At 59.3% G+C, this 26,759-nt stretch carries 24 protein-coding genes and 2 pseudogenes; 5 read left to right on the forward strand and 21 right to left on the reverse strand.

Going from position 1 to position 26,759, the window contains the following annotated elements; genetic code table 11:
- Positions 1 to 7: 7 nt before the first annotated feature.
- The 18 genes and pseudogenes from ACR9ZC_RS05475 to tssE all read right to left on the reverse strand — a co-directional run.
- Positions 8 to 236: pseudogene (locus tag ACR9ZC_RS05475) on the reverse strand (hypothetical protein); the annotation flags it as partial.
- Positions 234 to 371 (reverse strand): annotated as a pseudogene (locus ACR9ZC_RS05480) (IS5/IS1182 family transposase); the annotation flags it as partial. The pseudogenes ACR9ZC_RS05480 and ACR9ZC_RS05475, both read right to left, overlap by 3 nt.
- A gap of 225 nt (positions 372 to 596) precedes the next feature.
- The gene (locus ACR9ZC_RS05485) at positions 597 to 872 is read right to left on the reverse strand and encodes a PAAR domain-containing protein (protein WP_481579437.1); all 276 of its coding nucleotides are present in this window, start codon (positions 870 to 872) and stop codon (positions 597 to 599) included.
- A 63-nt stretch (positions 873 to 935) separates the two neighbouring features.
- The gene (locus ACR9ZC_RS05490; RefSeq protein ID WP_481579438.1) at positions 936 to 1,505 is read right to left on the reverse strand and encodes a hypothetical protein; all 570 of its coding nucleotides are present in this window, start codon (positions 1,503 to 1,505) and stop codon (positions 936 to 938) included.
- 260 nt (positions 1,506 to 1,765) lie between these two features.
- Positions 1,766 to 2,365 (reverse strand): hypothetical protein, encoded by a 600-nt coding sequence (locus tag ACR9ZC_RS05495; protein WP_481579439.1) that lies wholly within the window; start codon positions 2,363 to 2,365, stop codon positions 1,766 to 1,768.
- A 51-nt stretch (positions 2,366 to 2,416) separates the two neighbouring features.
- On the reverse strand, positions 2,417 to 3,037 hold the full coding sequence (locus ACR9ZC_RS05500) for a hypothetical protein (protein WP_481579440.1): 621 nt from the start codon (positions 3,035 to 3,037) through the stop codon (positions 2,417 to 2,419).
- 323 nt (positions 3,038 to 3,360) lie between these two features.
- Positions 3,361 to 3,975 (reverse strand): hypothetical protein, encoded by a 615-nt coding sequence (locus ACR9ZC_RS05505; protein WP_481579441.1) that lies wholly within the window; start codon positions 3,973 to 3,975, stop codon positions 3,361 to 3,363.
- A gap of 19 nt (positions 3,976 to 3,994) precedes the next feature.
- Positions 3,995 to 4,240 carry a hypothetical protein gene (locus ACR9ZC_RS05510; RefSeq protein ID WP_481579442.1) on the reverse strand — a complete coding sequence of 82 codons (246 nt, stop codon included), beginning with the start codon at positions 4,238 to 4,240 and terminating at the stop codon, positions 3,995 to 3,997.
- 255 nt (positions 4,241 to 4,495) lie between these two features.
- Entirely contained in the window at positions 4,496 to 5,269 is a 774-nt protein-coding gene (gene istB, locus ACR9ZC_RS05515; protein WP_481579443.1) for an IS21-like element helper ATPase IstB, read from the reverse strand.
- Positions 5,266 to 6,294, reverse strand: a complete 1,029-nt coding sequence (gene istA / locus ACR9ZC_RS05520; protein ID WP_481579444.1) for an IS21 family transposase — start codon at positions 6,292 to 6,294, stop codon at positions 5,266 to 5,268. The genes istB and istA overlap by 4 nt, the downstream gene beginning before the upstream one ends.
- Positions 6,295 to 6,693: 399 nt before the next feature.
- Positions 6,694 to 6,957, reverse strand: a complete 264-nt coding sequence (locus tag ACR9ZC_RS05525; RefSeq protein ID WP_481579445.1) for a PAAR domain-containing protein — start codon at positions 6,955 to 6,957, stop codon at positions 6,694 to 6,696.
- On the reverse strand, positions 6,939 to 8,342 hold the full coding sequence (locus ACR9ZC_RS05530) for an SEL1-like repeat protein (RefSeq protein ID WP_481579446.1): 1,404 nt from the start codon (positions 8,340 to 8,342) through the stop codon (positions 6,939 to 6,941). Before ACR9ZC_RS05530 ends, ACR9ZC_RS05525 begins: the two co-directional genes overlap by 19 nt.
- Before the next feature lie 146 nt (positions 8,343 to 8,488).
- Positions 8,489 to 10,144, reverse strand: coding sequence for an SEL1-like repeat protein (locus tag ACR9ZC_RS05535; protein ID WP_481579447.1), 1,656 nt, complete (start codon positions 10,142 to 10,144; stop codon positions 8,489 to 8,491).
- Positions 10,144 to 12,141 (reverse strand): phospholipase D-like domain-containing protein, encoded by a 1,998-nt coding sequence (locus ACR9ZC_RS05540; RefSeq protein WP_481579448.1) that lies wholly within the window; start codon positions 12,139 to 12,141, stop codon positions 10,144 to 10,146. The genes ACR9ZC_RS05535 and ACR9ZC_RS05540 overlap by 1 nt, the downstream gene beginning before the upstream one ends.
- Positions 12,142 to 12,143: 2 nt before the next feature.
- Complete coding sequence (locus tag ACR9ZC_RS05545; RefSeq protein WP_481579449.1) at positions 12,144 to 14,846, reverse strand: type VI secretion system Vgr family protein; 2,703 nt, start codon at positions 14,844 to 14,846, stop codon at positions 12,144 to 12,146.
- Between the two features lie 168 nt (positions 14,847 to 15,014).
- Positions 15,015 to 16,868 (reverse strand): type VI secretion system baseplate subunit TssF, encoded by a 1,854-nt coding sequence (tssF, locus tag ACR9ZC_RS05550; RefSeq protein WP_481579450.1) that lies wholly within the window; start codon positions 16,866 to 16,868, stop codon positions 15,015 to 15,017.
- 22 nt (positions 16,869 to 16,890) lie between these two features.
- The gene (gene tssF, locus ACR9ZC_RS05555; protein WP_481579451.1) at positions 16,891 to 18,732 is read right to left on the reverse strand and encodes a type VI secretion system baseplate subunit TssF; all 1,842 of its coding nucleotides are present in this window, start codon (positions 18,730 to 18,732) and stop codon (positions 16,891 to 16,893) included.
- 62 nt (positions 18,733 to 18,794) lie between these two features.
- The gene (gene tssE, locus ACR9ZC_RS05560) at positions 18,795 to 19,277 is read right to left on the reverse strand and encodes a type VI secretion system baseplate subunit TssE (protein ID WP_481579452.1); all 483 of its coding nucleotides are present in this window, start codon (positions 19,275 to 19,277) and stop codon (positions 18,795 to 18,797) included.
- A gap of 332 nt (positions 19,278 to 19,609) precedes the next feature.
- On the opposite strand from tssE, the gene ACR9ZC_RS05565 reads away from it, so the two are divergent.
- The 4 genes from ACR9ZC_RS05565 to ACR9ZC_RS05580 are packed head-to-tail and all read left to right on the forward strand — an operon-like array spanning position 19,610 to position 23,660.
- A complete protein-coding gene (locus tag ACR9ZC_RS05565) occupies positions 19,610 to 20,407 on the forward strand; it encodes a DUF3348 domain-containing protein (protein ID WP_481579732.1) in 798 nt (265 codons plus the stop codon).
- A gap of 10 nt (positions 20,408 to 20,417) precedes the next feature.
- Positions 20,418 to 22,367, forward strand: coding sequence for a DUF802 domain-containing protein (locus ACR9ZC_RS05570; protein WP_481579453.1), 1,950 nt, complete (start codon positions 20,418 to 20,420; stop codon positions 22,365 to 22,367).
- A complete protein-coding gene (locus ACR9ZC_RS05575) occupies positions 22,364 to 23,011 on the forward strand; it encodes an OmpA family protein (protein WP_481579454.1) in 648 nt (215 codons plus the stop codon). Before ACR9ZC_RS05570 ends, ACR9ZC_RS05575 begins: the two co-directional genes overlap by 4 nt.
- Positions 23,004 to 23,660, forward strand: a complete 657-nt coding sequence (locus tag ACR9ZC_RS05580) for a DUF2894 domain-containing protein (RefSeq protein ID WP_481579455.1) — start codon at positions 23,004 to 23,006, stop codon at positions 23,658 to 23,660. The genes ACR9ZC_RS05575 and ACR9ZC_RS05580 overlap by 8 nt, the downstream gene beginning before the upstream one ends.
- Positions 23,661 to 23,702: 42 nt before the next feature.
- Here ACR9ZC_RS05580 and ACR9ZC_RS05585 read toward each other — a convergent pair whose 3' ends face one another.
- A complete protein-coding gene (locus tag ACR9ZC_RS05585) occupies positions 23,703 to 24,221 on the reverse strand; it encodes a hypothetical protein (protein WP_481579456.1) in 519 nt (172 codons plus the stop codon).
- 8 nt (positions 24,222 to 24,229) lie between these two features.
- Positions 24,230 to 24,799, reverse strand: coding sequence for a hypothetical protein (locus tag ACR9ZC_RS05590; RefSeq protein ID WP_331570670.1), 570 nt, complete (start codon positions 24,797 to 24,799; stop codon positions 24,230 to 24,232).
- Positions 24,800 to 25,099: 300 nt separating this feature from the next.
- On the opposite strand from ACR9ZC_RS05590, the gene ACR9ZC_RS05595 reads away from it, so the two are divergent.
- On the forward strand, positions 25,100 to 25,690 hold the full coding sequence (locus ACR9ZC_RS05595) for a BPSL1445 family SYLF domain-containing lipoprotein (protein WP_331570672.1): 591 nt from the start codon (positions 25,100 to 25,102) through the stop codon (positions 25,688 to 25,690).
- 27 nt (positions 25,691 to 25,717) lie between these two features.
- Here the strand turns inward: ACR9ZC_RS05595 and ACR9ZC_RS05600 are convergent, their stop codons facing one another.
- Entirely contained in the window at positions 25,718 to 26,680 is a 963-nt protein-coding gene (locus ACR9ZC_RS05600) for a GlxA family transcriptional regulator (protein WP_481579457.1), read from the reverse strand.
- Between the last annotated feature and the right edge of the window lie 79 nt (positions 26,681 to 26,759).

A 26,759-nucleotide genomic window follows, 5' to 3' on the forward strand; every position in this document is an offset into this window, starting at 1 on the left:
TATCGTCTCATGACCTCGGCACACTAAAATTCTGACAGGCTCGGGCCATTCGGGTCGAGTTGCTTGCCACCATCGTCAACTTGAAGTGCCGGTCCACACGCTTGATGCCGCGATAGACCGTCTGCCGAATCCGACCGATCGTCTTGCCCCAACCGAAGTGCTCCTCGATGCGTTTGCGGATGACCTAGCTTGCCCGATACCCAGCGTGCCGCGGGGGTGCGCCCGTCGATTGCGCTAAACAACCCGTTGAGCCGCTTGAGCGCTTCATTCACGAGCAGCCAAATCGGCCGCAGCGGATGATTGGCTGGCACGACGTCATCCAGCTTTACCGTCGTGAACAGCGGTTCTTGCATCTCATCCATTCCGCGCACCGCACTCATCGCCTAAATCTCATCATAACGGCTGGGCCTCAGAGTAGCCTTGTTGAGCCTCGGCGAAACGCTATACCTCGCCAGCCAGCTTGCTCACCCCATTGTGAAGCGCCCAAAGCGGATAATACGGGTCGCCGAACATCCCCATCGGCGGGCCTCGAACGTGCCGCCTCGGCATCGAGCACTGCCGGTCCGACAATGTAGCGTCCGCACAGCAGCTCGATCTCAGCCAGTCGAGCATCCAGCGTCCGATCCCGCCTTGACGCGGTTGTTACCGCATGGGCACTGTACGGGATCGTTATCAAGCACACTGGCTCGCCCGTCTTCGTCCATGTCCGTGCCGGTCCCCTGGATCGGGTGCTCCCCCGGACAATTACCACACGTGGCCATCTCCTGATCGAGCGCAATACGCCGATCACCATCGAACATAGTCGATGCAGTAGCGATGACCTTGCCACCCGTGGTGGTCGGATCACCGTGGCAGACAGATGCTTTACTCATCGATGCAAATCCGAAGATCGTTTAAATTAGCGATGACATTAAAATGTCGATAATATACTTAACTCACTTCATCACAATCGATTTTAAAATGACCCTCGCTTGTTTGGCGGCATTCGATTTCGATCGATGAAGTGATTTTGGCCCGATCCAGTAAGTTATAGATAACGTTTTATCACGACTCTCCTCAACCAATTCATAGCAATCACCACCATAGGCTGACGGCCCCTCGCTGTCGGTTGCCGGACATGCAGGAAAAGCCTCGTATGCAACTTCACCAGAATCGACCTCCTTTTTCTTGACACTCGTCGTCGCACTAAACAGCATCAGCGACCCATCGCTGCTGTACCAATAAGGTTTGACCGCACCAGTATCCAAGGCACAATGACCAAGGTTCGCCTTACAAACGGTCAAGACATCCTCTGCGTCCGAACCCTTCACCTTCAGATAGTAGGTATAGAGTCCATCCTCCGTTACCTCTCCGAATCGCACCTTCGAATAGCGATTTTCAGGATAAAAAAATACTACCTGTTCGTCGACAAACGCTTTTCTGGGCTCCCGAGCATAGCCTTCCGCACCACACAAGCACAAGAAAACACATAGCAAACAAAACGTACCTTTCCGCAACGAATACATTATTTTCCGCTATGATAAGCAGCATCGCCTCCCCTGGTGCGATCGAACGTAAACACGCTGTTCCCCAGACGGCATCAGATACAACAAATTGCGCAGCCCGGCTGCCCCATGTCCACAGACAAAACCTCATGCTTTACGGTAATCGCCGATTGACCAAATGCGATCTCGGCCGTGAAAAACTGAGCAACAAGTAAAAAAACGACCAACAGTCTTTCACTCATATATCGGTGCACGAATAATCATGATCGGTTCGCGCTCGATCACTCGACGAAACTGACGCTGCGAAGAATACGCATGATTGCAGGCAAATAGTTCCCCTTCGGCTCCTCCAGCCTCATCGATTGACCGGTCCCGCAAACCGCCGCTTTCCCATGAAACAAGCAAAATGAATAAAATCGGACGCGCTGAGCCTCGTCACCATTAATTTGATCCGTCGTCCTCAAGAAACCAACAGCATTTATAGATCTTATCTGATAAATCCTAGAAACAGGAGGCAATATTTTTTTATCATTCTCATCCTCATAATACAACCCCCAAATTTTTTCTCGTTCGTTCCACTGCGCCCCAAAGTTCTGCGCAGCCTCATCAAATTCTCGATTAATCTGACACTCAAAGTCGATCGAAAATTTGTCGAGCGTGCTGTGCACCGGTGGTACATCAGTCCAATAAGAGGCATTTTTTGGCATACCGCTTTCCAAGTGTCCGCCATAAAAATCAGTAACACTGATCCCGCACCCTGGTTGTCCCATATTTACCGACAAGACTCGTCGCCCCGCCCCGGCACTCGCTTGAGCAAAGACAACACCGACGCAGCACTGCAGGATGCAAAATAGAGCTGTCATCGTTAGCTCTTTATCCATCTTTCAGCCTCTTCTTAGCCATTTTTCACAAATTTTGCTTCAAAACACTGATCATTGATCACTTCGCCCGCGATCGTCGATAAAGCTTACACTACGAAGGATGCGCAAAATTGCTGGCAAATAACTCCCCTTCGGTTCCTCCAGCTTCATCGATTGACCCTCGCCGCAGACCGCCGTTCTTTCATGAAAAAGACAAAACGAATAGAAGCGAACGCGCTGATCCTCGTCACCACTAACTTCATCGGTTGCCCTCAAAAACCCGGTTGCATTTGATGATTTCAATTGATAAATTCGAGAGACGGGTAATAACAGCTTTCTATCGCCGTCATTTTCATCATACAAAATCCAAATTTTCTTTCCTTCATCCCACCGAGTTCCATATGTTTGCGCTGCATCATCGAATTTCTGATCAATTCGGCATTTAAATCGAATCCCAAAATCGCCGAGCGTACTCTGCACCGGGGGCGTATCCGTCCAATAGCCAGCCGTCATCTTCATTCGACTCGCCAGATGTCCATCAAAGTAATTGATTACACTGATTGCGCAGCCAGGCTGCCCCATGTCCACAGACAAAACCTCATGCTTTACCGTAGTCGTCGATTGACAAAATGCGGTCTGAGCCGAGCAGACCTGAGAAAAAAACAAAATAATGGTTAGCAGTTTTCGTTTCATCTTTCAATCTCTCCTCGGTTGTCGAGCTTCATGAGACGTGTCCAATCAGGTCCGAACGTACGACTGAGGGCAGGCGATACCGGGGGCCGAGTAGACCAGTCGTGCGTGGTTTGGAAAATCCATCTCGGACCGATCCTGCGCGCACCACACTTGTTGGGAAGCCAGAAATGCCGTGACCAGTAAACAGAATCGAGTTACCGTCCTCACGTTTATCCTAGTGTTACCTTGGGGCCGTCGTAGCAACCGGAAGCCACACTCCATGCTGAATTGCCATACATCGAGTGACTCAGTACGTTCTACGCTTCGTTTCGATAAACATACTGCTACTTGCACTTCGTCTTATGGCACTTAAAAAAAGATTTCACTGCACCTGCGGTCTTGTACGGAAACGCCCCCTCTTGGTATCCATCCATCCCGGTCATTGCGCCATTATCGACAACACTCCTATTTTCGATTAACCGACCTTGCTCATCTGCGATGTATGCATATATTTGATAATACTTTCCGTATGCGTCAATTCCGCGAAAATTGACATCCCAATGAACAATGGCAAAAATATTTAGTTTACCCTTAAGATTCAAAAAAGAGAGTGAATCCACATTCGGCGCCCCACCTTCTATCGAGTATTTCGCGAATGTTGTTTTTTCGCATCCACTTGAACTCGGCCTGTAAATAGACAAACTTATCGTTTGATCGGTCTCATTTCTTTCGACCGAAATGATTGAATCCCTATAAATTTTGCTAGCCGAATATACACCCTCGGATGGGGATACTACCGGACAGGCAACAAGTTCGCTCGCATGCGCATGCGCCAGGGAGAAGGACGACACCACGGCATAGCACGCGAGGGATGCAAAAAAGCGTTTAGTTCGACTGTTGTGGTAGCCCCAAGAGCGGTGCAACTCTGTTGTATGCAAGAAGTCTTTCTGGATGTCCATGTTGTCCTCCGTTAATCTGCTATGTCACCGCCGCAACATCTCCTGTATCCGCCACCGAATTCACGTCGCGATTGACGGTCCAATAGACGAATGCGGATTCCACTCCATACTCAAGATTCGAGAGCAGGAGATCGGGATTAGTCACAAAATATTTCTGATCATCAGGGAAGCGTCGATTGTGCTCTGCATTGAACACTTCGCAGCTGGCCTTGAATGTAATTTGCATATAGCTGGCGCTGATCGAATATCCGAAGCGGTCGGTCAACTGAAACCATCGCCCCGGCATCACGAAGCGGTTGTTGCCGGTGGCCTCCCACTGCCGTGCAATCGCCTCGATGGCTTCGATGCGGCGGCTCGATCCCGCGCGTGGTCACGCACAAAGCACTCAACCAGATCACAAACCTAGCGCCGCCAATCGGGCGCGGATTGACGCCGCATTCTTGTAGGGAAACGTTGTCAAGCGCATTCGAAATCTGAGCCACTTCGCGCGTGAGCGCGCAAAGTAAAAGTGAGCCAGTGGTTAGTTCTTCGATGCCGGGACGTGGCCGGCTTTGCGTTGCTGTTTAAGTCGGTAGCTGTCTCCCTTGATCTGGATGATGTGGGCGTGGTGCAGGATGCGGTCGAGCATGGCCGCGGTTAGCGTGGCGTTGCCGCCGAAGGTCTGGTCCCATTGGGTGAACGGTAGGTTGCTGGTCAAGATCATTGAACCGCGCTCGTAACGCTTGGCCACGATCTGGAAGAAGTGGCTTGCCTGGTCCCCCGAAAGCGGCAGATAGCCGATTTCGTCGACGATCAACAGTCTGGGCCCGATAACGTTGTGCCGAAGCACGGCGTCGTAGCGTTCTTGGCGCCTAGCCGCTTCGAGTTGCAACATCAGATCGGCGGCCGTGATGAACTTGGTCTTGATGCCCGCTTGGGTGGCGGCGTATCCGATCGCGATAGCCAGATGCGTCTTACCGACGCCGGATGGGCCGAGCAGCACGGCGTTCTCGCCGCGTTCGATGAAGCGCAGCGTGGCCAATTCGTCGATGGCCTTGCGTGGAGCGCCGACGGCGAAACTGTAGTCGTAATCGTCGAGTGTCTTGATCGCTGGGAATCCGGCCATGCGCACCAGAGTTTGCCGCGATCGAAGCTGCCGCATCTCGCGCTCATGAGCCAGTGCGTGTTCGAGGAAATCGAGGAAGCTCCACTGCTTGGCCGCCGCATCGCTAGCGAGCGCGACGTAGCGCTGCATAAGCCCTTCGAGCTTCAGGCTTTGGCAGTGCCCGTCAATGCGTTCTTGCTGCAGATTCATGCTCGTACCTCCGTCAGCAATTGCTGATAGACGGACAAGGGATGCTGCAGCGATAACGATGAAGGTGCCGTCGGCCTTGCGGCCGGCGTTGCTACCGGTCGTGGCGTTGCGAATGCTGGCAGCCTGCGCAGCGTTTCTCTCTCGCGTTCTTCGAACAGCCTTGCCGGCGGCGCTCCTGTAACCGGATGCACCCGCTGGTTGGCAACGTCGCGCAGCCACTTGCCGACTTCCGCGTTGGCAGTGTCCACATCGAGCAACATGCCGGACTGCTTGAGCCAGCTGGACAACGGCACGTAGAAGTTGCCGCGCAGGTAGCGATGAAAGCGCTCGATCTTGCCCTTCGTGCGTGCGCGATAGGGCTGGCAGAGCCGGGGCATGAAACCGTAACGTTTCGCTAGATCGAGCAACCCCGGATGCCACCGATGCTCGCCTTTGCCATAGGCATCACGTTCGAGCACGATCGTCCTTGCGTTGTCGTACAGAATCTCGCGGGGCACCCCGCCGAGCGTTTCGAATAACGCGTGGTGGCAAGCGATCAGCGTTTCCGCCTTCTCGTTGGTAGCAAAGCGTGCCCAGCGCCAACGGCTAAAACCAAGCGTGGCGGTGAACGCATACAGCGGGTTGGCTCCACGACGAAACACAACGAAGTCGCATTGCATCTGCCGACCGGGCTCGGTTTCGAAGCGCACGATCGGATCGGGTGCCGGCGTGGGCTTATGCGCCTTCATGAAAGCTTGAATGCTGCGTAGCTGACCTTCGTAGCCAAGCGCACGAAGTTCGCGCAGCAGCGCTGGCGCGGCAATCGTGTCCGGCGCCGCCGCTTGCATCCGCTCGACGATATACACCTGAAATGGATCTAGCTTGGTCGGCCGCGGCTCACGCTGCTTGTAGCGAGGCACGTCGTGCGACGCCAAGTAGCGGGTAACGGTGTTGCGGGATACGCCCAAGCGCCGCGCGATCTCTCGCAACGACAACCCTTGGGCTTTGAGCACATGGATTTGCATCCACTGTTCCTTCTGGAGCATCGCCAGCCTTCGCGCGAAAAAGGCTGACTGTACTGAAAGGTGGCTCAGATTTACTTTGCGCGAAGTGGCTCAGTATTACTTTGCGCGCAACAACGTCACACGCTTTCCGTTGAGCGCGCCATCGTAGCCATCACCAAATGCTTTGGTTATAGCCGGCACCGTCCGGAACGTCGCCTGATCGTTCACGCTCCGCGCGTGCAAGCAGTAGCCGATCTGACGATGTAGATGAGATCACGCTGAACGATATCTGCCACGCGTCCTTCGGCGGGAGAGCCCCGGATCCACCTAGCGTAGCGCCGCGATACTAGTCGATCGAAACGGGTCCGCAGCAACTGTGCTTCAGGATTGTCGCGCGCTGTTCGACTGGCGCTGTTCGATTGGCAACTGCTGACGCTGTCATCAAACCATCGAAATTGTTGTCCCCCGGCTCACCAACGTGCATCCGCAGGTCGCACGGTGCCCATGCAACGCGGCAGGACTGCCGCCGATCAGGCTGGTTTCATCGCCTTCCGCAATGGTCTGCGTACCGTGCTGCTTGCATTCGACCGTGTCACCTTTGCGGGCGATCGGCTTGCCGTCCACGATGTCCGCATTCGAGCCCGCGGTGACGGTTCCTCCGTGCGGCGCCAGCGTGTCACCCACGACTATGACCTGACGAGCCATACGAGTTCCTTGTATCCGTGTTTCCAGTTTTCATGCTTGGAGAAGGCTGCCACTACAAACCGATCTCGCGGATACCGGACATACCGGTTTCCGCGTTCGAACTCCCCAGGTTTGTCAATTGCACGCTCCTTCACCGACTCGAACCGCTCGCCTGCTTCGTAATGTTCCGGAAGTGCGGAGCGAGTCATCAATCGCGTATCTGGTTGCGTAGAAGCCCCGTACTGTGCAATCCAGTAGCCAGTCTTCGGAACCAGTTGAGCACCGGTAACCGCTGGAGTTCCTGTGTCGACGGAAGGAACCGCATGGCCATCGGGAACGAATGAACGCCCCTCCCGCGTGCTGCTCTTGTGTGCTTTGGCCGGGGCGGTAACGGCCTTCGCTGCATTGATCAACGTTTGCACGTCGCCGTTCCATTTTGGCAGCGGCGCGGGTGGCAGGGGCAATATTTTGTCCAGATTGGGGAGTTTCAGACGGCCATCGAAGAGCTCCAGGACATCGCCAATTTTGCTGTACCGTTGAGCGCGTGCCTTGTCGATATGACCGATAAGGTTCTCTCCCCGTGTCAGTCCGTACCCGTCGAACTCGGTCGACAGGTTAATTGCGCAATCCGAGCAGCCCAGTTTGACACCTTCTTGCAGGACTCGAAGTGCGCGGGACTTTGATTCGGGTGTGGTATCCCGATAGACGTACGACAGTTTATCTGCGGCCGGCCCATAGCCTTGCGCTAAAGCGCACTCAAGCATTTTGGTGCCAACCGATAAATTGCCCCAGAACTCCCCCTCAGGATCGTCATGAACCGCCGCCATTTTGTCGCCAAGAAAGGTCATCGCGACCGGGCTACCCATGTCCGCCGCGCGCTGGAGGAACGCGTAGGCAGTTGTCGCGCTCCCGCCGTCGACTACTCCGTTCATGTGGTAGACACCCATTCGGTCGTAGGCGTCCGGCACACCCAGCGTCATTGCCTTCTCGACCCACCGGATCGCCTGCTCTGGATCGTGCTCCGGTACGCCAGGATCATGCCGAAGAATCAGCGAGGCCAGATTGAGCATCGCCTTCCAGTGCCCTCGTTCGGCAGCCTGCAGGTATAACCGGTACATCTTCCCGTAGTCGATGCTTCTCGCGTAAGGATCGTTCAGCGCCAAGGCCTGCTGAAACCACAGCTCGGCCTGGGGATCGGCAGCCGGAACCCGCTGCGCTTGATAATTGCAGGTGAACTCGGGCCGATGAGGATTGAAACGGGGCAGCTTTTCGTGCCGGGGCAGATCGGACATGACTGCGGTGGCTTTGGAAAGCATTGAATCGAGAAGCCCTGCATGGACGAGAGAGGTCCGCATGCAGCACACCATCAACACCGCGAGGCGTGCAACGCGGATCAGAGTCTTCATGGGCGCATCCATCAGTTCACCGCAGTTCGATCCGGCAACGGCACGTCGATCCATCCAATAAACATTGCTGAGGACCCGTGGTCTTCAAACGGGGGCAAGGAGTCCTGCGAACGCGTTTGCGTTCCACGCTCGCTTCGCAACAACTACTACAAAGTGATGACATGGATACCGGGCGAACCAGCTTCTGCATTCGGACTCCCCAGATACGTCCATCGCACGTCCTTCATTGCAACATCGATGAAGCGATCCCCGGGATGAGGAAACGACGTTCCCTCCTCGACGAACGCCTGCTGGTCCCAGCGGTTGTACAACACAGCCAGCGGATGATCGTCGAATACCCGAGCTTCCCAAATACCGCTCGCCGGACAACGCTGCTCTCCTGTGCATTGCAGTGCCACCGGCAACGACGGGACTTCCCGCAGTATTCCTGCGCCAGTCAGGTTCGCGAGGAATTCCGCGCGCTGCGGCGGGAGGCGGTACGCCTCGCCGAGGTAATACCAGCGAACGCTCTCCGGCGACAGCCAGTCGTGAGAAGGTGACTCGAACCGCTCGCCTGCTTCGTAGCGTTCCGGAAGTGCGGAGCGAGTCATCAATCGCGTATCTGGTTGCGTAGAAGACCCGTATTGTGCAATCCAGTAGCCAGTCTTCGGAACCAGTTGAGCACCGGTAACCGCAGGAGTTCCTGTGTCGACGGAAGAAACCGCATGGCCCTCGGGAACGAATGAACGCCCCTCCCGCGTGCTGCTCCTTTGTGCTTTGGCCGGGGGGGTGACAGCCTTCGCTGCATTGATCAACGTTTGCACGTCGCCATTCCATTTAGGCAGCGGCGCTGGTGGCAGGGGCAATACCTTGTCCAGATTGGGGAGTTTCAGACGGCCATCGTAGAGCTCCAGGACATCGCCAATTTTGCTGTACCGTTGAGCACGGGCTTTGTCGATGTGACCGACCAAATTGGTTCCAGAAGTGAGATCCATTCCTTCAAATTCGGGTGCGAGGCTGTTCGCGCATATCGCACTTCCCAGCTTGACACCTTCATGCATAACCTTCAGCGCGCGGAGCTTTGCCTCACTGGTGTTGGGTCGCGCATATATGAAGGCTAGCTTTTGAGCTGCGTCCCCATATCCCTGACCGACCGCGCATTCCAACATTTTCGTTCCGATCGGCAAATTCCCCCAGAAGCCTTCATCCGGATTGTCGTAGCTTCCGGCTAATTTATAGCCGAGATATGCCATTGCAGCAGGACTGCCCATGTCTGCCGCGCGCTGGAAAAAAGCGTACGCGCTGGTCGCATCCCCTCCCTCGATCAATCCATCAAGGTGATACTGTCCCATCCGCTCATAGGCATCAGGCACACCCAGCTTCATCGCCTTCTCGACCCATCGGATCGCCTGCTCTGGATCGTGCTCCGGCACGCCAGGATCATGCCGAAGAATCAGCGAGGCCAGATTGAGCATCGCCTTCCAGTGACCTCGTTCGGCCGCCTGCAGGTATAACTGGTACATCTTCCCGTAGTCGATGCTTCCCGCGTAAGGATCGTTCAGCGCCAAGGCCTGCTGAAACCACAACTCGGCCTGGGGATCGGCAGCCGGAACCCGCTGCGCTTGATAATTGCAGGTGAACTCAGCCCGGTGCGGATTAAAAAGGGGCAGTTTTTCGTGACGGGGTAGATCGGACATGGCTGCGGTGACTTTAGAAAGCGTTGGATCGAGAAGTCCTGCATGGACGAGAGAGCTCTGCATGCAAACCACGACCAACACCGTGAGGCGTACAATGCGCATCTGTATTTGCATGATCACTTCCATCAGGTTACTGCAGTTTCATTTGACGACGGCACATCGATCGATCCAACAAGGACCGTTGCTGAACGATGGTCTTCGAACGGCAGCAAGAAACCATTCATTGGCTGCGTCGCAGCGAGTTCAATGTCACGATTTTTTGCCATCAAGTAAGTCCAGCTTTTGAATACTGCCGGCAACGCCTTGGGGTCGCCGCTCCCAGAGGTGGTACCGCCTGACTGTAGCCCAAACACTCGCCGACGCAGATCGGCAGCATAGAGTGGTCCAGTAGCGGCGATATTGATCTCGCTGTCCACCGACATGCTGCGCTGATTCATGTTGGCACTGCCTACCGTGATAAAGGCATCGTCGATGATCATCAGTTTCGCGTGAATATAGATTTCGCGATAGGCCATGTTGCCCTTCGCATCCGGACCGCTCGTGCGTAGCCGGGCCACGCTCACCTGGAGGCCAAGGGTCTGCTGGAGTTGTTCCACGCTCGGGCGATCGAGAACCTGGCCTCCCTTGGGACCTTTGCGAGAGTTGGGATAGGACTGGGTGAGCTTCCCCTTGTCTGACAGCTTTCGCTGCTCCGGCATCGCCTCGATACCGTTAACTTTTTGCGCGTACCCCAATTCCGTCAAGGAATCGTAGGTACGTGGAATCATCTGATCCCGCTCCGGGTGGGGAATCACGATGAACAGGTGCAGTTTCGGGATCTCGGTAACCGGCTTGCCGGACTTCTTCATCCATGCATCGCAAAATGCCTTGCGGGTTTTGATGAGATGCCGAACGAACTCTGGGTAAAAGAAGTACTGGTTCTCAATGTAGATATAGTTGAGAGCACAACTGCTGGCCTGGAAATAAACTTCCTTGATCGATTTTTCGAGTTCGTGTGGCTGCGTCCGAACGATCTGCACAAGATGTGCAGCGCTGCCTGCGGCGGTCGGTATCTTCGCGGGCGGCGCGGGCGGCTTCTCGAACGGCAGTGGCTGTTCGAGCGCAGCTGCCCATCCGTTTTCGAAGTTATATTTCAGCTGCGCCAGCGAGGGCCCCCGGATCCTACACGCGTAGTCCTGGTAAGGTTTGGAGTGTTTGTAGACCGAGCCACTGGCCTTACCTTCCGCGAGCCTCTGGTGATCGGCCTCACCCTGCAGCCCTGCGGATGCCCAACATTCCCGGCGCGGGTCGTCCACCCTATGCTCCGAACTATCCCAGTAGTCGGTGACGGAGTTGAGTCCCATGACGTAGCCGATCGCCTTGCTGCCGTGGTCATAATCGTAGTCGATCAGGATTGGCTTCTGGTGATGCGACCCCGCCATTTCGAATCCCACTTGTTCGAGGCGCGCACGCGGATCCTCTTCCTCCCGCAAGGTCGGCGCCTGCATGCTGAGCAGTGCAATTACATCGTTGCGGGAGACGCTACGTAAGACGACGCTCAAATTGGGATTCGCGCCCGCGTTGCTGCGCCCGCCCGGCAGATTTCTCGCCCACCAAGCGACACAATAGTCCTGGCGCTCCTTGCTGTCATAGGGCGACGACAACATCAAGTTTCCTACGTAGGTATCCGAGTGATCGGTAAAGCCCGGCATGTTGGCGGCCCCCTTCCAGACCGCAGGGTTCGGTTCGTACCAGATGAGCAGGCGCACCTTGACGGGGTTTTCCTTACGCTGCGAGATCTCCTCAAGCAGTTCGCCATAGGTCTGGCCGCGTGGCCATGTTGCTTTGTCGCCACCTCGCACCAATTCCATCCCCGGATCGAAGCCCCAGCAGATGATGTCAGCGCTCGCCTTCGCTCCTTTCAAATCTTCCGCGATCTTCGCGAATCCATCTTCGGAATTGACGATGAAGCTCAGGGTATTGCCTCGCGTGATGGGAACCTTGTCCCTCCCTTCCAGGAGCCACTGAAGCGAGCCCGTTGCCATCCGGGTCTGTTCATCGACTGCAACTTTCGATGACTTGTGAGATTTGAGTGGAAAGTCTGCCACGTCTGTGTCCTTGATGATGAATGCGGCGCGTGCCATGCTCAGACCTGCCGTTCGCCCCGGTTGGATCGCTGGTCGAGATGATCCGGGTCGTCGTTGAGCGCGTCTTTGACGTCCAGATCGTATTCCGCACCATTGCTCAGCTTCGCCGTATAGGCGGGGGTGCCCGTCTCGTGGTTCTTCACGACGATGCGCCCGAATTCGTCCGTAACACCCTCCCCGATCTTGGCGCCGCCCTTATAGATGTCGTACGGTACATTGGCAACTGGATGGCCCTCACCTGCTAACGCCTGCAGAGCAAAGTGCAGTTGCTCCTTCTCCGGTGCCTGCGCTGGCATGACTGGAGTGCTGACGCTGTCGGGACCCACCAATGTGCGGCTCGCCGAATGCACTTCAAATCCGCCTGAAGTGCCGCTCTTGATCTGCCCCGCCGTCCAGCGGGTATAGCTGCCGCCGCCGTTGATCTCGACCTCCTGCTGGGCGCTGATCGTGATTTTGTTGGCCGTCACCGTCACATTCAGCTTTGCCAGTAGGTTGATGCTGTCCTTCAGTGCCTTTAGATCAATATCTCCAGCGGCTGCAACGAGCCGCATGCCGGCCCGGTACACAAAAAGACGCAATGAGTTGCGCATGCTGGCGAACAGGCTGCCACCCGCGCCGATCGACACGTTCTCGCCCGACGTGACCGCGACATGCTGGCCCCCGGTCACGTGCGCAGTAGCCGGCGTGGTCATCTCCAAACCGGCTGCGCCGGCGAGCAACAAATGCGGCTGGCTGAGTTCCGGAAATGCGCCCTTACCAGCGCCCGAACCCCGGATGCCGTCGGACTGCGATTTGAGCACATCCGCCACCTTTGTTTGGTCAGCGCCGTTGTCCTGCGCTTGGTGGTGCTGGGCGAGCTTGGCGAGTTCGTCGTGCAGCGTTTGCGCGTTCATGAGGCGCGATACAGGCTCGCTGACGTCGGCAATGTGCGCCGTCGCCTGCTGTCGTGCTTCGGTACTAACCAACATCCCCTTGCCCGAGCGAATCGCCCCAACCGCATCGGTGCGCAACTCGAACCCTTCCCCGCGCGCATCCTGCCGCCCCTGCCAATCCTCGATCCGCGTAATACTCCCGAGCGACAATTGACTTGCTTGATGATCGCTGCGCAGCTGGGTCTGAATGGCATCGGCCGTATCATCAAACACAAGATGATTGCTACGCCCGCCACCCCGGTTGCCGGTATCGCCAACAAGTTCACGACTACGAATGCCCGTCAGCGCCCGCTGATGCGGCAACCGCCACGCCGGCAGGTTCATCGCACTCCCCACGCGCCCCGTTACAAGCGGATGGTCAGGGTTCCCGTCAATCCATTGAACGACCACCTCGGACCCGATCCGGGGCAGCGCACTCATCCCTTGACTGCCGCCCGCCCAGCCGCTCGATACGCGCACCCACGTCGTGTCCTTGCCCTCTCGATCCCAATGGAACTGCAGCAGCACACGCCCGTACTCGTCGGTATATAAGCTCTCGCCCTCGGGGCCGACCACGATCGCCGTCTGCGGCGCCAAGATGCGTGTATCGACGCTGTTCAATCCGCGCATCGGCCGCCACGGCGTGGTTTTCTTCACGCACGTGAATCGGTTGCTGTACGTCGCCTGCGCGCCGACACCCTGAAGGTAGTTGTTCGTCGCAACGTGATGCGCAAAGGTAATCAGATATTCATCGTCGAAATGGCTGGCGCTGATCGAATATCCGAAGTGGTCGGTCAACTGAAACCATCGCCCCGGCATCACGAAGCGGTTGTTTCCGGTGGCCTCCCACTCACGTGCAATCGCCTCGATGGCTTCGATACGGCGACTGGTTTGCCACTCCCCATCTTCCAGGTCGCGGTGCGCATACTGGCCTGCATAGTCGTACCATTCCAGCTTCTGCCCGCGATCACTCGCCCATGCGTCGGTGCGCGCATCGACGAACCCGCCGCTACGCGCGTTCAAATGGGGCATGGCCTTGAAGTCGGTAGTCGACTCACCAATGTGCGTGGACGTGACTTGTTGAATGAACGACCACGACGCGATCCCGTCCGCTTCCTGTGAGCCGGCTTGGCTCTGGTAAGGAACCTTGGGGCTTTCACCGTCGATGACCGGCTCCTGGCGCCCCGGATCGGAGATGATCAGCTTGTGCTCCGTCGCCGTGTGCTCGTACCAGTAGCACAGCCCCAAGTGCTCCCAGCGGCGGTGGACGTAGTTATGGTCGTGCTCGCCAAACTGGCACGCCATCGTCATCGAAGGGTCCTTCTGATAGACCTTCCACTGCCAGACCGCCAGCGTGCCGTAATCGGAGAAGATCGTGGCAGTTTGGCCTCGGATATCTTGATCCAGGAACAGCCGGTTATTCTTGCGTAGCGTCAGGTACCGGGTCCACGGACCCATTTCGGCTTCGTAAAAAACGATGCCCCCGTCGCTCCGCACGAGCCGAAACGAAAAAATGTGTCCATTGAAATACCGATAGCTGCCATCGTTGCGCAGCAATTTCACCGCAATGAGCTTGCCGACGAACTCATTGGGATCGAGCTTTGCGTTATCCGACAGGATCTCGATCACGAACCGGAAATCGCACGAGAGCGATTCCTCACCTTCGAGGCGATTCACCAACAGGACCTCGTACGGCGCTTTGCCATCCGGGAACGCCAGCGTCAATAGCCGATTGTGCTGCATCCCCGTGGCGATCTTTCGCAGATCTTGAACAGACAAGTTCGTATTCATTAGCAAGCCTGACGAAGAAGTCGGCATTTAGAGTCGCGCGATTTTACATAGATTTTCTTCACGCCCAAATACCTCAAAGCATTGTTAGGAATGGTCGATCGTTCGCAAAGAAAATATTTCCGATCCATTCATGTTTTTCGGCAATAGTTGCTCCCTTACAGCCGGTCTTCACAATAGCGCCGATCCGCCTCTCACCGGCTCGCCTCGCCACAAAACGGCGCCGCTATGAGTGCTTGAGCCAATGACCAATTGAACGAAACTGTTGGTCGGCGCGTACGGCGTAAAGAAGCGCTCCATGACGCGTGCGAAGACGGCGACGCTGTGCGCGACGAAGCGTTGCTCGTCGATTTCCAGCGTGACCTCGAGCCCGCGCACCATCGCCGGCTGCGGCGCTCTCGCCATGAGGGTCATGACCGCCCGGTGCTTCAGGCCCGTGATGCCGTCGACGTGCTGCGCTTGTGAAGGCGAAAGTTGCGCGAATTGCTGAAACAGTTGCTTGAGGGCCGGCAACCCGGCCTGAGTCAACCTTAATGCGTGGGGCGTCTGCTGACCAATGAGCCGCCACAATGCACCGTTGGTACGAGAAAGCTGAACGACCGATGTGGGCACGTGGAGCAACGCGATTTTCTCGGTAGCGGATTTCTTGGCTGCCAGCCGCATGTCCCCACCCGATGCGCCGAACGGCAAGGAATGCGGCAAATCCCCATTGGTACACGTCACGTCGGCTACCAGTGTGTCCATCTCGGGCCCCGTCCTCACTCGAGCGTCGGTGCCGTCAAGACGCAGCGCCGCAGCGAGCCCGGTCTCAAGCGATGCGGGACCACTGCGCTGCATGAATGTCCACGTGGGGGATGCGTGACCGGTCATCAGCGCGGCCGACGAGCGCAGCCGAGTGCCTTGCTCGGTGCAAACTTGATCGACCGACCACACCTCGGTGTGTGCGTCGTTCTTGGCCTGCGCGTGGATCGGCCACACACCATTTTGCCGATCGTACTTGAGCGAGACGCCCTTTCTTTCGAATAAATTGACGACCGGTGTGCAGAACAACTTCAGGTGATCCGCCGATAGATGCGCGAGCTGCTGAGCGGCGCGCGAATTCGGCGGCACATCCGTTACCACCCAATGCAGCGTCAATTGTTCGGACTGCGGTTCGCCCGCCGGTTCGCCCTGTGCCGCCGCACACACCGACGCCAAATCGATGTCGACAAAATGGAAGCGCTCGGCATAAGCGAAGTATTCGCCAAGCAGCCCGAACGTCTGGCCGGGCTCTTTTGCATCTGTGACTAGCCAATCGTGCGGACCGAACCCCACCGGTGCAATGGCAATCGTCGGCAGCCGAGCCCAGCGTCCTTCACTGTCTTCGACATAAGCCCTCGCCGTGCGCAGCAGCATGGTATCCATCAGCGCCGCGACCACTGACGGTTGGCCGGCGAGATGGACCCGCAGCGTAGCCGGGGCAGCCACATCGAGGCCGCTACCGATCTTGGCAGAGCGGAAGGTCACGGAGAGCATGCCACTGGCATCGGGCGGCAGCTTGACGCTAAGCGGAGCCGTTGGCGTGGTCGCATACTGGGCTCGGGCGATTTCCACCGGCGCCAGCACGACGTTATACGTGGTTCGAAACAAACACCCGCCCTCCGTCGTCTTCAACTGCGTCCCACGCTCGATCCGGACGGATTCAGTCAAGCTATCGAACATCCCTGCCATGTCGAATTGTGCGACCGAGCACGACGGGAAGGGCCGAAGGTACTGCGCAAAGGTGCGTTCGATCAGTGCCTCGGACAACTCGGGATAGTCGTCATCGATTTTTGCGCTGTGGCGGGCGTGCAAAATGGCTGTCGATTGCACCATGCGTTCCACGCCCGCGTCATCCGAACGTCCATCGCTATTGATGGACAATCGGGTGGCCGCCTCTGGATTTCGCTGTGCGAACGCGCGCAAGTCCCGGCGCAGAATCTCCAGTTCTCGCTCGTAATAATGTCGAAGTAGATCGTCGTCGAACTCGCCGTGGCGTGTCGTCATCGGCACAGGTCTCCCTTTTCCATCACCCGAGAATCAAGTCGCTGCTGCGCGGCTTGCATCGCACAATCGGTTCGCCCGTATATTTCGAAAGGACGACCAGTTGAACAAAGCTATTGAGCTGCACGTAGTAACCGAGAAACATATTGATCATGCCCACGAACGTTGCGATGCTGGCACCGACGAAATGCTTCTCGTCGAGAGTCACGCGCAATTCAGTCCCTGGCACTGCCGTCATGGATGGGTTTCCCGGTAGCTCAATCGCGGCATCGCGCACCTCGACGCCCACGATCCCTTCGATATGCCGCGATGTCACGGCGGAGCGCCGTAGGTCGTATAACACCAATGCCGCCTTGAGCGCGTCGACACCCATATCGGCAAGCGAGAGATGATCGAGCGCAAGGTGCGTAGCAAACCTCAAATGCAACGCGTCGCTGCGTTCGAAGCGCAGCGTCTGCGTCGGACGGCGCAGCATGGCGGCACCGATCGACGGGCCATGCTCGTCGCTGTCCCGCAAGAACAAGTCGCCGCCCTCGAGCCCGATGGCGAGTCTGGAGGGCAGATTCCGGTTCGTGCAGGTCAGCTCGAGACTCAACGTATCGATGTGCGACGCCATCGGATCGAAATCGGTGTCGATGACCGAAATCTCCGTTTCGTAGCCGGGGCTTGCCAAGGCCACCGCTGGGTCGCGGCGGGTGAACCAGTAATGCACGGACCGTGGGTCATCGCCGTAGCGCTGCGAGAAAATCGGCCGGAACTCGATGACGCGGCTGCGCGTTTGCGTTTGGCGCACGACGTTCACTGAATCGATCGAATAAATGTCGTAAGAGGCCGCGTGGCTTGCATCCGCCACGACCGGATACGCGACTTCCTGGTGCGTCACGCGGATAGGTTCGCCGGGGCGGCGAAACACGTTGATGACAGGCGTCGAGAACAGGCGAAAGTGCGTGGCCGACAACGAGTCCAGCAGGCGCGCAGCGTGCGGGTTACCGTGGCCTTCCTTCAGCACCACGTACAGCGTCACGCTCCGGCATGGCCCCGCAGTATCGAGTATCGCGCCGAGATCGATGTCGGCGAAATCGTGTTTCTCCGGGAAGCCGAAGTATTCCGCCAGGGGACGGTATGCCGGGTGCGATCTCCCCGGATAGTCGAGCAGTGCATCGTTCTTATCGAATCCGGCCTGCGCGACGGGTACTGTCCGCAACGGCTTCCAGCTACCATCGCCATCAGCTTGCACATAGCCTGCCAGCGCATGAATGAATAAACCATCGGCGAGCGCCGCGATGAATGAGGATTCGCCATTCAAATGCGTGCGGACGGTACGCAGGACGAGCGATCGCAAATCCAGGTGCGGGGCCGTCGATTCGAATGTCATCGACACTATCCCCGCCGCGTTCAGCGGCAAAACGACAGGGGCCGCAGCCGCCGGCAGATAACGCGCCTCGCTGATCGCAAGCGGTGCAAGCGTCACGTCGTAGGCGGTCTTGAATCGACACTGAACACCGTTGATCGACCGGCTGACCAACTCCGTGCCACGTGCCAGCTTATGGGAGTTCGGCTTACCGCCTGTGGCAGCAGTGACGGAAAACTGCGCAATCGAGCATGACGGGAACGGGCGCAGATAATGCGGATGCATCACGTCCAACAGCGCCTCGACACACTGCGGATAATCATCCTTGAGCTTCTTGCCGATGCGAGCATCGAGCAGCGCTATCGCCTGGATCAATTGCTCGATGTGCGGATCGTCGCCGTGCTCGTCGGCCGGCAAAAGGCGTCCCGCAATCTTGGGATAGCGCTGTGCAAAGCCCCCGGAATAACGGCGCAAATGCGATAGCTCGCGCTCGTAGTACGGCAGTAATTCTTCCATCTGGGTCTCAGGATCAGTGTGCTAGCCGGCCGGTGCGGCGCTATCGTGTTCGTGGCCTTCTTTTAGAGCCTCTTCGGGCGTGCGCGGCTGACCGAATATTGCAGCGTGGACGGTTGCAGCATGGCGTCGAAGTTGACCGGCTCCGAGGCCGGATGCACGACCAGCATTGCCTTGATGGCGAAGCACAGCAGGTTCGTGGACTGCACGTTCACTTCCAGTTCGACCTCGACGTGCTTGAGCCTGCGCTCGTGGCGTTCGATCGCGCGTTGAATCGACTTGCAGATGGTCTCCCGGTCGTCGTGACTGGCGAGACTAAGCCCTGCGAAATCGTTGAGCCCATAGGTCAGCACCGACCGCTGGCATTCGTCGAACCCGGCGAGGCGTTCCTCGGTGAATGTAATTCGGGCATTCAGAAGAGACTCGATATGGCGCGCGACCGTACCTTTGAGTTCGTCCAGCGACAGCTGCCGCACGACGGCGGACGCCGGCTGATTCGGGCCGTCGCCGAACAATTTGTCGAGCAGACTAGGTTCGAAACGGTTCATCTATTTTTTTGAAAAATTGGTAGTGATGCACCCTCTCAAGTGCGAGGCGTATGATACAGGACCGCTCCAGCGCCTGATGGAACGCTCGCACTGCTGCCGAGAAAATCAGAAATATCTGAAAATGCTCGCTAAGTCGCAACGAGTTCCAGATGAAGCCGGCCAGGACTGGCGCTCGAACCATCCTGCTATCACTCGGTTTCGTGGCGCGAAGGCACGCGTACCGCCCTGAGGCCCGACGGCAGCGGCGCCGAAGCCGCCGCCCCCGACAAGGGAGGTCGATCCCGCGTCAGCGTGTAAACTGTCAGGTTTTTCGACTCCGCTCGTAAAGCCGTATCGTGACAGTCCCACAGCGCTCAGCACTGAGCGGTCCGACACTTATTCGTCTGCTCGCCCGCCTGACAGACAGCAACGTCGCCGAACCCGCGCAGACGCTCTCGCAGCACCTGAGCGGGTGGCTCGATTGGACCGACGCCATCGCGCTCTCCTCGGCGCTCGGCGGGGGCGCGTCCGCCGTGGTCGTCGCCGACGCCCAACCGCTAGGCACGGCCGAAGCATGCGAAAGCGAGTGCGATCGCGTTCGTGCAACGCTGGCTCGCGCCATTGCGGGCGACAGCATATTGATGCCCGCAAGGCTCGCGACGCGCGGAACGCCCGGGCGCGCATCGATACCCGCGCACGCGCCGCGGCGCAACGACAAGGGCGACGACGCAGCCGATTACACGCTCTTTCGACAGTGCTACCTCTCGCTGCAGCAGAGCATGGAGACCCATATCGGCAATCTGCGCCGCCGCCTGAGGGCGACGCTGGCAATGCGCTCGAGCGCGATGGCCCGCCTTGCGTCGGTCGATGCTGCAATGGAGCGCGCGCTCGAAGCGCGCGAGCAACATCTGTTGAGCAGTGCGCCCGTTGCGCTGCGTGGGCATTTCGAGCGCCTGCGTACGGCCGAAGCCGAACGGTTGGCACACGGAGAAGCACAAGCACAAGCGCAGGCTCAGGGCCGCCTCACCACGATCGAGCCCGGTGCGTGGCTGGACACGTTCCGCTACGACATGCAGTGTGTTCTGCACGCCGAGCTCGATCTTCGTTTTCAACCGGTGCAAGGGCTGCTTGCCGCCCTTCGCGCCTGCTAATCCGGACCCAATGTTTAGGAATCCCATTCATCTCGCAGTGTTCCTGGCCGGTCTCGCCGTTCTTGCCTGGATTGGTACCGGCTATGTCGTCTCGAACCCGGTGGCGCTCATCGTCACGCTGTCGATCGGCGCGTGTTATGTCGCCGGTTCGGTCGAATTGCAACGCCATCATCGGGCGACGTCCGGACTGATCGAAGCAGTCTCGGACCTCGCGGAGCCGCCGCCCGCGCTGGGGCCGTGGCTCGAACGCGTGCCCGCGAGCCTGCGCCATGCGGTGCGCCAGCGCATCGAAGGTACGCGCGGCCCTTTGCCCTCGCCTGCACTCGCACCCTACCTGGTCGGCTTGCTCGTGTTGCTCGGCATGCTGGGGACGCTGCTCGGCATGATGGCGACGCTTCGCGGTACGGGTGCGGCACTCGAAAGCGCCGCCGACCTGCAAGCGATCCGGGCTTCGTTGGCCGCGCCGGTGAAAGGGCTCGGCTTCGCGTTCGGCACCTCGATTGCCGGCGTCGCGACTTCGGCGATGCTGGGCCTGCTCGCTGCGTTTTGCCGACGCGAGCGCACGCGAGCCGTCGAATTGCTCGATGCCAAGATCGCGACGACGCTGCGTGCGTTTTCGCCTGCGCATCAGCGCGACGAAGTGTTCCGATTGCTACAGCGGCAGGCCGATGCGATGCCCACGCTGGTCGACCGGTTGCACGCCATGACCATCGCGATCGAACAGCAAAACCTGAAGTCGAACGAGCGGCAGCTGGCCAGCCAGGAAGCGTTTCACAGCAAGACGGAAGCGGCGTATCTCCGCCTCGCGTCGTCGGTCGAGCAATCGCTGAAAGAGAGCATCGCCGAAAACGCCCGCAACGCGGGGGCCATGCTCCAGCCGGTCGTCGAAACCACGATGGCCGGCCTCGAACGCGAGAGCGTCGCGCTGCGCGACAGCATCGCTCGGTCGGTGGAGCGCCAGCTCGATGGGTTATCGAAAGGCTTCGAAACGTCGAGCGCCGCGGTGGCGCAGATCTGGAACGGCGCGCTGGATGCGCATCGGCAATCGAACGAGGCGCTCGTCGCGCGCCTGAGCGCGTCGGCGCAACAGTATGTGGATGCAGCGGCTGCCCAATTCGAGCAGCATTCGGCGTCTTTGCTCCAGTCCACGAGTGAAGCGCACGTCCGGTTGGCCGATCTGCTCGCATCGCGCGACGAAACACGACTCGCGGCCTGGGCCCAACGGCTTGAAGCGATGGCCGCGGCCTTGAGTCAGGAATGGGAGCGCGCGGGTGCCGGCAACGCAAGCCGCCAGCAGGAGATCTGCGATACGTTGTCCCGCACGATGCGCGAAACGGCAGCCCAGACGCAGGCCCATGCGAGCGAGACGATCGCCGAGATTGCGCGCCTGATGCAAGCCGCATCGGAGGCACCGAAGCTCGCGGCCGAAGTCGTCGCGCAATTGCGTCAGAAGCTGTCCGACAGTATGGCGCGCGATACGGCGATGCTCGAAGAGCGCAGCCGCATGCTGGCGACGTTCAATACGCTGCTCGATGCGGTCAACGACGCTTCGACTCGTCAACGCTCGGCCGTGGACGAGCTGATTGCGACCTCCTCGGGTCTGCTCGAACGCGCAGGCCAGCGCTTCACCGAAACGCTCGGATCCGAGTCGGACAAGCTCGGCACCGTTGTCGCGCAGATGACGAGCAGCGCAATCGAAGTGGCGAGTCTTTCGGAAGCATTCGGCGCTGCCACACAGTTGTTCGGCGACGCGAACGAAAAACTCGTCGCGCATCTGGAGCGCATCGAAGCGGCACTCGACAAATCGCTCGCCCGCAGCGATGACCAACTCGCCTACTACGTCGCCCAAGCGCGGGAAGTCATCGATCTGAGCATGATGTCGCAAAAGCAGATCGTCGAAGATTTGCAGCGGCTCGCCACGCAGCGCACGTCGGAATCCGCCGGAGCCGAGGCGGCATGAACGAGGAAATCGAAGCCGGCGCCGAAGCGGGTGCGCCGATCTGGGCCGCGTTCGGCGATCTGATGTCGGTTCTGCTTGGTGTGTTCGTGCTGATCCTGGTGGGCGTCATCGGCGTTCAAATGGAGCTCTCCACACAGCTCGACAAAGAGATCAAGGAACGTCAGCTCGAAGCGCAGCGGCGCAAAACACTGGAGCAGGCGCTGGCCGGGCCGCTCGCGGCGGGCCGCGTGACGCTCGTCGACGGACACATCGGCATTAGCGGCAGCCTGCTCTTCGCGCTCAACTCGGACCAACTGCAGCCGCAAGGGCGCGAGTTGCTCAAGAGCCTTGCAGGGCCGCTGGCGGACTATTTACGAGGTCACGAGGAAATCCTGATGGTCAGCGGTTTCGCGGACGATCTGCAGGTCCGCGAAGGCAACCGGCACTTTGCCGACAACTGGGAACTCTCGGCCAAGCGTGCGCTGACCGTGACGCGCGCGTTGATCGACGAAGGCATTCCACCGTCGTCGGTTTTTGCCGCCGCGTTCGGCTCCCAACAGCCCGTGAGCTCGAATGCGGACGAACAAGGCCGGGCCAGGAATCGACGCGTCGAACTCGCGCCGATGCCAAAGGCGGCGGCCGCCGCGCCGAGGTCCCATGGCTAAGGAGGCCCTCGATCCAGCCTCGATGCTGCAAGCATGGCGCGAAAGCGGTGCCGATCGCCTGAAGCCGGTGCGCTTCCGTGCGATCGAAGCGCTTGCACGCCGGGCCGCGTACCAGACGGGCGAGGTGCGTCGCCTTCTGGACGAGCGAATCGCAGGGCTGATCGACGCCTATGCCGAAGACCTTGAAAAAGCCGCGCCGGTTGCGGTTGAGCGCGACATGCCGATGACGCCAAACCCGCGCCCGCGTAGCGCGCTGGCCGAGCTCGTCGACCAGATGGCCGCGAATCGTGCGCCCAGCGATGGCGATCGTCCTGCAATCGGCGGCACGGCAGGTCCATCGCGGTTCGATCCCGAGCCGGAAGCACTCGATTATTTCAGGCACACGTGGTCCAAGCTCAGCACCGAGCGCCGGTTACGCGAATCGCACGAACAGGTGCCCGGGAATGCGGGGCCGCTCAATTCCGAGAGCCTCGTATATCGCTCGCTCTCGTTGATGCGCGAGCTGTCCCCGGAGTACCTGCGCCAATTCCTGGGCTATGTCGACGCACTGTCCTGGATCGAACAATTGAACGAAAGCGAGGGGATGGCGGCGAAAGATGGCGCGCGTCCCGCCCCCGTCAAAAAGAGCGCGCGCGGCAAATCGCGCTGACGCGAACGCCGTCGCTGCAAACGGCCGCCTCGTGCCCGCACGTTACTGCAACGTGCCCCAACGTTCGACCGCCGGCTCGGCCGACGCCCATTTCCATCGGCTGTCCTGCTGACACGCGCTCGCCGCATACCAGTGCTGCGGCGCGCCGGGCTTTTCCCCATCGACAACCGAGAACACGAACTCCTTGCAACTCACGAGCGGCGTCGCGAAAGCGCGCGTCACGCGTACCTCGCCGTGGCCGTTTTCGAGCGGGATGCGGTGCTTGACGCGCCACGGACGCGTTTGCCCAACATCCATCTCACCGGCCGCGCTGGAAATCGCGTCCTGTTGATCGGTATGCATCGAACGCGTGTAGCGCTTGACTGCCTCGTCCGTTGCGCCCTGCACCGCAATGCCGACGCCGATACCGACGGCAGGATTGGCCGACACCAGACCTGTCGCCGCACCGGCAACGGCGCCCGCCGCAGCCCCCACCGATGCGCAACCGTTCAAAGCAAGACCCGCGTAAATGGAAAGGGTCCCTACTGCGATCAAGCGCATCAACGGCGCGCGTGGGGTCATCGGCCCGCTCATTGCAGCGCGCCCCAACGTTCGGTGGCGGGTTCCGCCGATGCCCACTTCCACGCATTGCCGTCCTGGCAAACGGCGGCGACATAGAACGCGCTCGACGCCGGCGTGTCCTTTTTCGCGGGCCGATCGACCGAAAACACGATTTCCTTGCAATCGAGCGCGCCCTGGCTGATGACACGGCTCACCGTGACACGTCCGTGCTCGTCCTCTTCGATGGGCACCGAATGCGTCGCGCTCCAATTCGCCACTGCCCCGACGCCGAGCGGCCCGGCCACTTTGGCGATGCTGTCCTGGGTGTCGCGATGAACGATTCGCTGGGAGAACTGAACACCAGCTCGTGCTGCTGCGACGGCGCCCAGGCCGATGCCCGCCGCCGTCGCGGCGTTGTGCGTGACCGTGCTGGCGACTGCGGCACCCGCAACGCCGGCGCCTGCTGTCGCGCCTTCCGTATAGAGCGAGTTGCAGCCGGCAAGCGCGGCGCCAAGCGTGGCCGCGACGACCGCCAGCACGGCGCGGGATACGATGAACGAACCGCTGCGCCAAGCGGCATGATGTCCGAGATCTTTCATGCGTTCAGTGTTCGATGGTGGTGCGAGCCCGGCCTCGAGCAGGCGCGGGATCGCCAGGGTTTTCCGTGCCGCAGCATGGTACAGGATGGTGTGCGCCGTGCAACTCGAAAAACGCAAAGAATTGCAAACCGCGGCGAGCGGCAGCAAACGGTGCTTGCGCGTCCCGTATCGGCCAGTATCTGTTCGCGTCACCTCTCGCGCAACTATCTGTCAGGAACTCCGTCCCCTCTTTTCGGGTCACTGACACTGACGTGCGGAAAATCGAGACATCGCGCGCCGCTCACATCATCAGGAGAATGCATGCAACGCCGTCAATTCATTGCGATGACGAGTGCCCTCGTGGCTTCGGGCGGACTCTCGCTGGCCGGATGCACGACCACGCCCGCTTCGTCGAGCGCCACGCCCGAGGCCAATGCCGGACGGCGTCAGTCGATCGATGCCGACGTCAACTCGACGCTGTCCCGGCTCTACGCCACCGTCAACGGTTCTCGGGAACTCGTCGGCAAGGCGCGCGGGGTGCTCGTGTTTCCCTCGGTCATTTCGGCCGGCTTCTGGTTCGGTGGCCAATACGGCCAGGGCGCCTTGCGTATAGGCGAGCAGACGAGCGGCTACTACAGCATCGCGGCCGCATCGTTCGGACTGCAGATCGGTGCGCAATCCAAAGCCATCGTCATGCTGTTCATGACGCAAGAGGCGCTCGACAAATTCGTCAACAGCCAAGGGTGGGCGGCAGGCGTCGATGCCACGGTAGCCGTACTCCATGTCGGGGCGAACGGCAACGTGGATACATCGACGACGCTGAGCCCCGTGGAAGCCTTCGTTCTGACGAATGCGGGATTGATGGCGGGCGTCTCGCTCGAGGGCACCAAGATCTCGCGGCTCGTTATCTGAACTGTGCGGAGGCGCCTGCGGCGCGCATCATTGCGAGGCGAACCGCTCGCGATACGCCTGTGGTGTCGCGCGTAGCAGACGGATAAACGTGCGGCGCATCGTTTCTTCCGTGCCGAATCCGCACCGGGAGGCGATGCGTTTGATCGACCATGACGTTTCGCCCAGCAAGCGCTGCGCGGCTTCCACCCGAAACTGCTCGACCGTTCGCGCCGGCGTGCGGCCCGTCTCGGCGCGGTAGTGCCGCATGAAGCTGCGTTCGCTCATGCGGGCGCGGCGCGCCAATGCCGGTATCGAGAGGTCGGCGCCCAGATGCTCGGCCATCCATGTATGTAGCTCGGCGAATGGGTCGCCCGCTTGTTGCATCGACAGCAACGCGCTGAACTGCGCCTGCCCGCCGGGGCGTTTCATGAAGACCACGAGCTCGCGCGCAACATCGAGGGCGGCAGGCCTGCCGAGGTCTTCTTCGACGAGCGCCAGCGCCAGATCGATGCCTGCGGTCACACCGGCCGATGTCCATATCGAGCCGTCCCGAATGAAGATCGGGTCCGCTTCCACCTGGAGCGCGGGATAGCGTTTCGCCAATTGCTCGCAGCGGCTCCAGTGCGTCGCTACGCGACGCCCGTCGAGCAGGCCGGCTTCCGCCAGCACGAAGGCCCCGCTGCATACCGACACGACACGTCTCGCACCACTCGCCTGCTTGCGAACCCAGCGCGTCAGCCTCGCGTCCTGCGACGCCGCCTCAACCCCCCTGCCGCCTGGAACGATCAGTGTATCGATGCCTTTCGCGGCCGAACGGAGTCCATCGGCTACCACGGCGAGCCCTGACGAGGTGGTTACCGCGCCGGGCTCCGCTGCGACGACATGCGCTGCATACGGCCGCGGCCGCCCACTTTCCGCAGCCAGCTCGTTGGCCGAGGCAAAAACCTGCAGCGGCCCGGTGATATCGAGCAACTGAGCATCGGGGAACGCGAGAATCAGAATCGGAAACATCGCTTGGACAATCGGCTTCTAAATTGGCGTGGCAGGAAATGTGGGTTAAATGGCATTTCCGCCATACGGTACACGCATA

Source organism: Trinickia sp. HAY1-2D (genome assembly GCF_056754935.1).

Excerpts from the sequence above, each read along its gene's own strand:
- ACR9ZC_RS05600 (WP_481579457.1), bottom strand. The coding sequence starts at position 26,680 with ATGTTTCCGATTCTGATTCTCGCGTTCCCCGATGCTCAGTTGCTCGAT.
- ACR9ZC_RS05580 (WP_481579455.1), top strand. The coding sequence starts at position 23,004 with ATGGCTAAGGAGGCCCTCGATCCAGCCTCGATGCTGCAAGCATGGCGC.
- tssE (WP_481579452.1), bottom strand. The coding sequence starts at position 19,277 with ATGAACCGTTTCGAACCTAGTCTGCTCGACAAATTGTTCGGCGACGGC.
- ACR9ZC_RS05575 (WP_481579454.1), top strand. The coding sequence starts at position 22,364 with ATGAACGAGGAAATCGAAGCCGGCGCCGAAGCGGGTGCGCCGATCTGG.
- ACR9ZC_RS05495 (WP_481579439.1), bottom strand. The coding sequence starts at position 2,365 with ATGGATAAAGAGCTAACGATGACAGCTCTATTTTGCATCCTGCAGTGC.
- ACR9ZC_RS05500 (WP_481579440.1), bottom strand. The coding sequence starts at position 3,037 with ATGAAACGAAAACTGCTAACCATTATTTTGTTTTTTTCTCAGGTCTGC.
- ACR9ZC_RS05485 (WP_481579437.1), bottom strand. The coding sequence starts at position 872 with ATGAGTAAAGCATCTGTCTGCCACGGTGATCCGACCACCACGGGTGGC.
- ACR9ZC_RS05540 (WP_481579448.1), bottom strand. The coding sequence starts at position 12,141 with ATGGCACGCGCCGCATTCATCATCAAGGACACAGACGTGGCAGACTTT.
- tssF (WP_481579451.1), bottom strand. The coding sequence starts at position 18,732 with ATGGAAGAATTACTGCCGTACTACGAGCGCGAGCTATCGCATTTGCGC.
- ACR9ZC_RS05490 (WP_481579438.1), bottom strand. The coding sequence starts at position 1,505 with ATGTATTCGTTGCGGAAAGGTACGTTTTGTTTGCTATGTGTTTTCTTG.
- ACR9ZC_RS05530 (WP_481579446.1), bottom strand. The coding sequence starts at position 8,342 with ATGAAGACTCTGATCCGCGTTGCACGCCTCGCGGTGTTGATGGTGTGC.
- tssF (WP_481579450.1), bottom strand. The coding sequence starts at position 16,868 with ATGACGACACGCCACGGCGAGTTCGACGACGATCTACTTCGACATTAT.
- ACR9ZC_RS05585 (WP_481579456.1), bottom strand. The coding sequence starts at position 24,221 with ATGACCCCACGCGCGCCGTTGATGCGCTTGATCGCAGTAGGGACCCTT.
- ACR9ZC_RS05525 (WP_481579445.1), bottom strand. The coding sequence starts at position 6,957 with ATGGCTCGTCAGGTCATAGTCGTGGGTGACACGCTGGCGCCGCACGGA.
- istB (WP_481579443.1), bottom strand. The coding sequence starts at position 5,269 with ATGAATCTGCAGCAAGAACGCATTGACGGGCACTGCCAAAGCCTGAAG.
- ACR9ZC_RS05570 (WP_481579453.1), top strand. The coding sequence starts at position 20,418 with ATGTTTAGGAATCCCATTCATCTCGCAGTGTTCCTGGCCGGTCTCGCC.
- ACR9ZC_RS05595 (WP_331570672.1), top strand. The coding sequence starts at position 25,100 with ATGCAACGCCGTCAATTCATTGCGATGACGAGTGCCCTCGTGGCTTCG.
- ACR9ZC_RS05505 (WP_481579441.1), bottom strand. The coding sequence starts at position 3,975 with ATGGACATCCAGAAAGACTTCTTGCATACAACAGAGTTGCACCGCTCT.
- istA (WP_481579444.1), bottom strand. The coding sequence starts at position 6,294 with ATGCTCCAGAAGGAACAGTGGATGCAAATCCATGTGCTCAAAGCCCAA.
- ACR9ZC_RS05535 (WP_481579447.1), bottom strand. The coding sequence starts at position 10,144 with ATGGAAGTGATCATGCAAATACAGATGCGCATTGTACGCCTCACGGTG.
- ACR9ZC_RS05590 (WP_331570670.1), bottom strand. The coding sequence starts at position 24,799 with ATGAAAGATCTCGGACATCATGCCGCTTGGCGCAGCGGTTCGTTCATC.
- ACR9ZC_RS05545 (WP_481579449.1), bottom strand. The coding sequence starts at position 14,846 with ATGAATACGAACTTGTCTGTTCAAGATCTGCGAAAGATCGCCACGGGG.